Source organism: Ruegeria sp. HKCCD8929 (genome assembly GCF_013031405.1).
Classification (GTDB): domain Bacteria; phylum Pseudomonadota; class Alphaproteobacteria; order Rhodobacterales; family Rhodobacteraceae; genus Ruegeria.
On record NZ_WPZY01000080.1, the window covers coordinates 1 to 6,356 of the forward strand.

Annotated in this window: 11 protein-coding genes and 1 pseudogene; 6 read left to right on the plus strand and 6 right to left on the minus strand. The window is 56.9% G+C overall.

Annotation, left to right across the window (positions count from 1 at the left end; all coding sequences use genetic code 11):
- Window positions 1-58: 58 nt before the first annotated feature.
- A pseudogene (locus tag GOX53_RS30440) lies at window positions 59-244 on the plus strand (DUF6880 family protein); the annotation flags it as partial.
- Window positions 245-361: 117 nt separating this feature from the next.
- Here the strand turns inward: GOX53_RS30440 and GOX53_RS28430 are convergent.
- A complete protein-coding gene (locus GOX53_RS28430; protein WP_171182249.1) occupies window positions 362-643 on the minus strand; it encodes an HlyU family transcriptional regulator in 282 nt (93 codons plus the stop codon).
- Between the two features lie 347 nt (window positions 644-990).
- On the opposite strand from GOX53_RS28430, the gene GOX53_RS28435 reads away from it, so the two are divergent.
- The 4 genes from GOX53_RS28435 to GOX53_RS28445 all read left to right on the plus strand — a co-directional run bounded on the left by GOX53_RS28435 (window position 991) and on the right by GOX53_RS28445 (window position 3,036).
- Window positions 991-1,416: a nuclear transport factor 2 family protein gene (locus tag GOX53_RS28435; RefSeq protein ID WP_171182250.1), complete on the plus strand. Its 426-nt coding sequence runs from the start codon at window positions 991-993 to the stop codon at window positions 1,414-1,416.
- Window positions 1,417-1,588: 172 nt separating this feature from the next.
- Complete coding sequence (locus tag GOX53_RS30030; RefSeq protein ID WP_254446850.1) at window positions 1,589-2,158, plus strand: ankyrin repeat domain-containing protein; 570 nt, start codon at window positions 1,589-1,591, stop codon at window positions 2,156-2,158.
- A gap of 57 nt (window positions 2,159-2,215) precedes the next feature.
- Window positions 2,216-2,389, plus strand: coding sequence for a hypothetical protein (locus tag GOX53_RS30035; RefSeq protein WP_254446851.1), 174 nt, complete (start codon window positions 2,216-2,218; stop codon window positions 2,387-2,389).
- Between the two features lie 137 nt (window positions 2,390-2,526).
- Window positions 2,527-3,036 (plus strand): nucleoside deaminase, encoded by a 510-nt coding sequence (locus GOX53_RS28445; RefSeq protein ID WP_171182251.1) that lies wholly within the window; start codon window positions 2,527-2,529, stop codon window positions 3,034-3,036.
- A gap of 202 nt (window positions 3,037-3,238) precedes the next feature.
- On the opposite strand, the gene GOX53_RS28450 is transcribed toward GOX53_RS28445, so the two are convergent.
- The 5 genes from GOX53_RS28450 to GOX53_RS30040 all read right to left on the minus strand — a co-directional run bounded on the left by GOX53_RS28450 (window position 3,239) and on the right by GOX53_RS30040 (window position 5,704).
- The gene (locus GOX53_RS28450; RefSeq protein ID WP_171182252.1) at window positions 3,239-3,544 is read right to left on the minus strand and encodes a PepSY domain-containing protein; all 306 of its coding nucleotides are present in this window, start codon (window positions 3,542-3,544) and stop codon (window positions 3,239-3,241) included.
- A gap of 9 nt (window positions 3,545-3,553) precedes the next feature.
- A complete protein-coding gene (locus GOX53_RS28455) occupies window positions 3,554-4,159 on the minus strand; it encodes a sulfite oxidase heme-binding subunit YedZ (RefSeq protein WP_171182253.1) in 606 nt (201 codons plus the stop codon).
- A 154-nt stretch (window positions 4,160-4,313) separates the two neighbouring features.
- Window positions 4,314-4,838 (minus strand): luciferase family protein, encoded by a 525-nt coding sequence (locus tag GOX53_RS28460; RefSeq protein ID WP_171182254.1) that lies wholly within the window; start codon window positions 4,836-4,838, stop codon window positions 4,314-4,316.
- A gap of 19 nt (window positions 4,839-4,857) precedes the next feature.
- Complete coding sequence (locus GOX53_RS28465; protein ID WP_254446852.1) at window positions 4,858-5,340, minus strand: nuclear transport factor 2 family protein; 483 nt, start codon at window positions 5,338-5,340, stop codon at window positions 4,858-4,860.
- Between the two features lie 58 nt (window positions 5,341-5,398).
- Window positions 5,399-5,704 carry an ester cyclase gene (locus tag GOX53_RS30040; protein WP_371810454.1) on the minus strand — a complete coding sequence of 102 codons (306 nt, stop codon included), beginning with the start codon at window positions 5,702-5,704 and terminating at the stop codon, window positions 5,399-5,401.
- Here GOX53_RS30040 and GOX53_RS30045 point away from each other — a divergent pair.
- Complete coding sequence (locus tag GOX53_RS30045) at window positions 5,594-6,223, plus strand: SDR family NAD(P)-dependent oxidoreductase (protein WP_254446853.1); 630 nt, start codon at window positions 5,594-5,596, stop codon at window positions 6,221-6,223. The two genes, GOX53_RS30040 and GOX53_RS30045, sit on opposite strands and share 111 nt — an antisense overlap.
- Window positions 6,224-6,356: the final 133 nt, after the last annotated feature.

A 6,356-nucleotide genomic window follows, 5' to 3' on the forward strand; every position in this document is an offset into this window, starting at 1 on the left:
ATCACTCACGCGCTAGCCTAACCAGCGTCAATGTCAAAAAGTTTGCAACAGAACCCGCTCCAAGGCCTACGGGCACGGCGCGAAATACCTCGGTAAACTGGCCCTGCTGGCTGAAGAGGCGGACCCCACTCACCTCGGTGAAATAGTCGATCACGCAACCTATCTTGCCAAGCTTACGAAAGCGTACTCCCGTAAATCTGGGTTCTGGGCACGCGTCGGTGAACTGAAGCCGGAGCCGCCATAAGCCAGCAAGGTCCCGTCGCCCTGCTTGAGTCAGTAGCGAAGGGCGGCCCAAACCTGCCGTTAACGATGAGATTCAACGCTGCGACCCACATTCCCGGCATCCGCTGCGGGCTTCAAGCTACCGGTTTCCTGAAGCGAAAATGCGTTCGCCCTGCTCGTCGATCACCTGCTTCGCCTTAGCGATGCTGAAGCTTTCGGCCTGATCCCGGCTGTCAAAGACATCCGCCCGGATCACCACATAGGTCTTGCGATCTCCGTCGACGGTCTTTTCGATACGGGCCGACAGGCGGTACTTGCCACCCTCGGCCATCAGGTCGGGGAAGATGTTGAACCCTTTGTACGCAACCGGTTCCGGATCCGACTTTTCGCCGCCGCCGAAGAGTTTTGAGAAGAGGGACATGGGGCGGCTCCTTTCAGCGTTGCTCGGATCCGAGACTAGCGCTGCTCAAGGCCGGGGTGAAGCGCGTTGTGCGATCAATTCACCGATTGCTCGATCCAATAGCGCTCTCCGTGCAAGGTCTGAACGCCCCGATCTGTGACGAAAGACCCGACCCCAGAAAAAGCGATGTCGGACATGGGGACCTCCATTGCGTGTGAGCCAATGCCAACATGCGTTCTTGCCTTCGTCCCTTTGGGGCTCGGAGCCGACCTCTGCCTCCGGGCTCGTTCCCAATGTCATTTTAGAGATCGTTGAATGGGGTCCTTCGTCACGCTAGCCTAAATGAATCCAGAATTGGGAGGTGCTTTATGTCAGACGAAGCGTATGAAAACGTTCTGCGCCTGCGCGAAGCCTGGGCTAATTGGAATGACTGCAAAGGACACAACCCGTCCATGTGGGAAGGCTACATGACCGAGGATGTGAAGTTGTTCTCCCTCTCAGATGGTGATCCACGTACTCCGTTTACGGCCGCCAGGCAGGGCTTTGCGGAGGTTGAACTCTATTTAGAGGGTCTTGTCGGAACGTTTTCCATGGATCATTGGCGGATCGATGACGCGGTAGCGGAAGGCGATCATGTGATCGGCATTGGCTCAACCGGTTGGACGCACAAGGGAACCGGAAAATCGTTTGTGACACCGATCATCATCGTCACCCGTTGGCGAAACGGAAGGATCTGCGAATATGGCGAATATTATGATACGGCCAAGATCGCAGCGACGACGATTCCGAACTAGGATCAACGCAACTGCACCTTCGCAATCAGCGTGTCCGGCGCACTTTCCCCAATTGAAGGGGCAAGATCTGTGCGCGCGACCTTGGTAGGCTTGGGCTCTCCGCGGACCTCGGAAGCGACGTAGCACCTAGCCCTGGGATTTAAGCTTAGACTTCGAGGACGGCCCATTGCCAATGTTCAGAAACTCTCGACCAGGCTCCGAACAGCGGTCGCTGGCGCATTTTGCAGCATTTTCCTTGATGGAAGGGCCGCATCACGGGAGACTTCCACCGGTCATGCAAATAAGTGGATTGGCCATGTTTCGACTATTGCTGATTGCTTTCGTAGCTGTTCTCGACGCCAACGCGGGATCGGCGCAGACAACGCCCTCGGATCGTGAGGTCGCGGATTATGGCGGTCTCTTCAGAGCTGCTCACAATGGCGACGTCAAAATGATCCAGCAACTCGTGGCGGCGGGAAAAAATGTCAACGCGCGCGACCCACGAGGCCGTACCCCAGCACATGTGGCAGCATTTGCCTCCGAGGACGAAGCGTTGCGTGCACTGGCTGAGGCCGGTGCCGATATGAACGCGCTTGAAGATCAGGCTTACGACGTGGTCACGATTGCGGCCGTTGCAAACGATCCAGCATTGATGACGCTTGCAATCGAGCTTGGCAACGATCCTGGCCTAACGACCAGCCCTTATGACGGAACGGCTCTTATCGCCGCAGCGCATCTCGGCCATGTCAAAGTTGTCCGGTGACTGATTGCGGCCGGCGCGCCGCTCGATCATGTCAATAACTTGCATTGGACAGCAGTGATGGAGGCTGTGGTTCTGGGCGACGGGGGCGAGAACCATCAGGCGGTGCTGGACGCCCTACTCTCGGCAGGGAGCGATCGGACACTTGCGGATCGGGACGGCATCACGCCACTCCGTCACGCTGAGTTGCGTGGATATGACGAGATGGCAGCGCGGCTGAGAATGGAGGACTGAGAACGGTCTGGCAGAATGGAGCTTTGAGTTTCGCCTAAGAACACCGCTGGCGACCCGCAACTGCGTCAAGATCGGTCTCCGATCAACGTGGTCTCGTGGTAAGGTAGTGCCGACAAAAAATCGCGGATGACGACCCAATGGACAGGACCGGACAAGGTGAACAGAACTGCATTAACGCATCTGTTAACGCGAGGCGGTGTTTTCTTGCTGCAACGAGCTTTTGCGCGCTGACAATCGGATTGAGCGGCTCCGTCATGGGCCAAACATCTACGGAAACGATCGACACGATCCCACAACCAAGTGATCCTAACGATGGCGCATTCATGGAGCGCGCCTTCATGCTGCGTCAGCAAGCAATTGACCTTGGAGATCAGGGGTATGGTGCAGTCGTGGTGCGCGACAATGTGATTATTGGCCAATCATCGAGCAGGGTTATCTTGGATCAAGACCCCACAGGCCACGCTGAAATGGCCGCGATCAGGGACGCGGCGCGTCGCCTCAATGATCGAGATTTGAGCGGTGCAGTCCTGTACTCATCTTCCAGACCATGTCCCATGTGTGAAGCAGCGGCATTCTGGTCCAGTGTCGGTCAAATGTTCTATGGGCGGGAAATCAAGAGCGCAGGTTCTCCGAAGCTTCGTGGTTAGAGCGGCCCAAAGCGGTCACTCGACGCGACATTAGATTTCTGCGAGTGCAGCCCGCAAAAGCAGCCATTCGTTACAGACACATTCAAGGGTAGTTTTCGCACAAACAGATCGCGGACCGGTTGGGCCCCAGTGGCAACGAAACGTAGTTCTGCCTAGGGTGCTTCACACCGGCAGAAGAGTCACTGAATGACGATCTGGGTGCTCAATCGTTCGCTCGAAACAGAATGCGTCCGCGTTGAGCGATCAATTCAGGCTCACCTGTGACCGGATGGAAATACCCTTCGACCCGCTGCCCCTCCGGCGTCGTGCCGTAGACCTCCCAACATCCACCGTCTTCCTTCATGCGACGGACAGACCATCCTTCGGCCTCGAGTTTTTCAGTCAAAGCGGACTGGCTGAGCCAGGCTGTTTTGTCTGTTTCTCCACAGGAGTGCAGTCCGGTCGCAAGCGCGCCAGTCGGCAGCAGAAGCGTCACTGAAAAAGCTAACAGATTGGTTTTCGGATTCATGATGTTCTCCTATGAAAGTTGGGTGCGGCGGGTGAAGTTGTGCCGCAAGCGATAGGCTTCAAGACCGACAAGGGGCACAAAGTGGACCAGTGCTGGACCGATGTTGTTGTGCACAAATATCCAGTGCAACAAAGTCCCGACAGCTGCGACATAGACCCAGCGTTGCAAAGCTTTCCAAGCCGAACCCATTCGCCTTACCGACCAGCCGTTGGAGGTGATAGCGAGCGGCAAAAAGACAAAAAAGGCCAACCAGCCGGTCCAAATCCCAAGTGCCAGCACCTCGCCCAAGATGGCTCGCAGGCTGCCCATATCGACGATGTAGAGGACCGTGTGAAACGTTGCGTAGGCGAAGGCCGCAACGCCGAAATAGCGTCTTCGTTTCATCATCCAACGCCAGAACCCTGATCCAGGAAACAACATCCGCATTGGCGTCAGTATCAATGCGATGATCAGGAACCGTGCCGCAAATTCTCCGGTTGGATGCAACAACATCTCTGTGACCGGTTTGCCTTCGGGGCCAGGTTGGCCAGAGAGCAGCGCACCGACCATCGGAATGGACGGCACTGCCAACAGGGCCCAAATGAAGAGGCGGGAGTCGACGGTTTTCCTGAACATGATTGCGTCCTGACTTGAGACCACGCCTCTTTAACGGGTCTGCGGGAAGTTTCCGTCGCCGCGATGCTCAATGCACTTTGCAGATGGCCGGTTGAGGCATGTTCACCGCACAGCGAGCGCGAGGGTTTGGAAGCGCGAATTCGCAGATAGAGCGCTATTCTTGACCGGTCACGAAGTCGTAGGACGCCTGAACAAGATCCAGAACAACCTCCAGCTCCTCTGCATTGGTTGGAGTGAAGATCATGACGAACCCCTCCCAACCCGGTCGTTGGTTTGCCCAAGGGTGGCTGACAGCCCAGCCCGTTTCAACCGCATGCTTGGCAAGAGCCGGCGGTAGGGATGCATGCAAGCTGCCATCGGGGTGAATGTGGGCGAACTCTCGTCCGCCCACGATGACTTCGGGACGTGCCAGGGCGACATCCTCGGTGATCCAGAACCCCAAAGCGCCGGGTAATGAGATCACGGTGTTGCGGATGTCAACGCCGGGAACCATGGCGACCCTGTCCAACAAAGCCGCCGAGATTTCCGGAACGGGCTCAACTCCGATCTGCACATGCGGCACACCCTTAGTGGTTTCCGGAATAGGGGTTGTCCGCCTCGGCAGTTCATTCGCGGCAAATACCGATGACGCCGCGGCAAGCATTACCATTGCGCTGAGAAAGGTTCTTCGGATCGACATGGCACGTCTCCCTTGTCGGCTACCCGTGATAGGCTTGGCTGACGGCAAAGCTGTCTTCGAACCAATGCCACAAAGCGACTTGGCCGTCGCGGACCTTGGCACGAAGCGCAAAGGTGAACTCCCCAATCTCTTTGCCAGAATTCGTCGTTCTTCCGTTCATCTTGCCGAAGACGGCAACGGTGTCATCTGAGGCGAACGCGTCGGTGTTCTCCCACATCGTGGTCTCGAAGTTCGACGAGAAGACACCAAGAAACGCAAAGATCGCCTCTTTCCCCTCGGCACCACCCACCCAGGGCAGGGTCGTATCGCCTTCGTTGTGCCAGACCATATCATCGGCCATGAGCGCACCCACGGTCTCCATATCTCCGTTACCCATTGCGCCCATAAAGCGCATGACGATGTCAAAGCTGGCTTCGGTATTGCCGTCCGCCTGTGCTTGATTGCCAACGACCAGCGCCAATGCCGATAGGCCCGTTGCCTTCAATAGAGTTCTGCGTTCCATTTGTTATTTTCCTCTGATTTGAGATGTCGCCGCTTTGTTCCGATGCCAGTGTTTCGGTTCAACGACCGGAGAGTTGGCCCAAGGCACCGGCCCAGTCTTCAACGTGGTAGGAACGAGCAATCTTGCCGTCTTCCAGCTCATGGATGTCGATCGTCATGATGTCGAAGCTGCGGCCTTCGCCATCGACGCCGAACATCGGTCCGACGGGAGTTCCTGTGGCGCGGCTGCGGACGGTGACGAAGTTGCCGTCCTGATGCATGGCCTCGACGGCCCATTTCAGATCAGGGACAAGTTGACCAAAACCACCGATCTGTCCGAGGAACCCTTCGCGGGTTTTGTTGTCACCCGAATAAAGGCAAAGCACGGGCGGGTGGACATTGTCGTTGCCAACGCTGGCGTCGCCTACGAAAGCAACACAGAGAACCACAGCGACGACGAGTGGCGGCGCGTGATGTCGATAAACCTGGACGGGGTGTTTTATACAGTGCGCGCGTTCGGCAACATCATGCTGGATCAGGGCAAGGGTTCGGTCGTCGCGATTTCGTCAATTGCCGGGGTAAAGGCAGTGCGTCCTGAGCTGCACGCCGGTTACGATGTCACAAAGGCCGGCGTTGCGCATTTCTGCAAGGTCGTCGGCGTCGAATGGGCCGAACGTGGCGTTCGCGTCAACGCGGTTGGGCCGGGCTATACCAATACCGAAATGTTACAGAAAGTGGGAATCGAGCAACCAGAGGTCATGGCCCAATGGATTGATGATATTCCGATGAGCCGACTGCTGGAGCCCGCCGAAATTGCGCGGGCCGTCGCCTTTCTGGCCTCTGATGCGGCCAGCGGTATCACCGGACAACTGTTGATGGCTGATGCCGGGTATTCTTCGGCCTGATACGCTTTTCCAGAAAAGTGAACCCCCGCATCTTCTTAGCCGCGGGTTTTTCTTGCGCGGCTCGCGTCTGCACCTGTCGCCTCACATATGGATGACGCGTCCGTAGGCGTCGAGCACGCTTTCGTGCATCATT

What these genes read in the sequence shown, in the direction of transcription:
- GOX53_RS28430 (WP_171182249.1), bottom strand. Translation starts at nt 643, where the DNA reads ATGTCCCTCTTCTCAAAACTCTTCGGCGGCGGCGAAAAGTCGGATCCG.
- GOX53_RS28435 (WP_171182250.1), top strand. Translation starts at nt 991, where the DNA reads ATGTCAGACGAAGCGTATGAAAACGTTCTGCGCCTGCGCGAAGCCTGG.
- GOX53_RS30030 (WP_254446850.1), top strand. Translation starts at nt 1,589, where the DNA reads ATGTTCAGAAACTCTCGACCAGGCTCCGAACAGCGGTCGCTGGCGCAT.
- GOX53_RS30035 (WP_254446851.1), top strand. Translation starts at nt 2,216, where the DNA reads ATGGAGGCTGTGGTTCTGGGCGACGGGGGCGAGAACCATCAGGCGGTG.
- GOX53_RS28445 (WP_171182251.1), top strand. Translation starts at nt 2,527, where the DNA reads ATGGACAGGACCGGACAAGGTGAACAGAACTGCATTAACGCATCTGTT.
- GOX53_RS28450 (WP_171182252.1), bottom strand. Translation starts at nt 3,544, where the DNA reads ATGAATCCGAAAACCAATCTGTTAGCTTTTTCAGTGACGCTTCTGCTG.
- GOX53_RS28455 (WP_171182253.1), bottom strand. Translation starts at nt 4,159, where the DNA reads ATGTTCAGGAAAACCGTCGACTCCCGCCTCTTCATTTGGGCCCTGTTG.
- GOX53_RS28460 (WP_171182254.1), bottom strand. Translation starts at nt 4,838, where the DNA reads ATGTCGATCCGAAGAACCTTTCTCAGCGCAATGGTAATGCTTGCCGCG.
- GOX53_RS28465 (WP_254446852.1), bottom strand. Translation starts at nt 5,340, where the DNA reads ATGGAACGCAGAACTCTATTGAAGGCAACGGGCCTATCGGCATTGGCG.
- GOX53_RS30045 (WP_254446853.1), top strand. Translation starts at nt 5,594, where the DNA reads ATGCATGGCCTCGACGGCCCATTTCAGATCAGGGACAAGTTGACCAAA.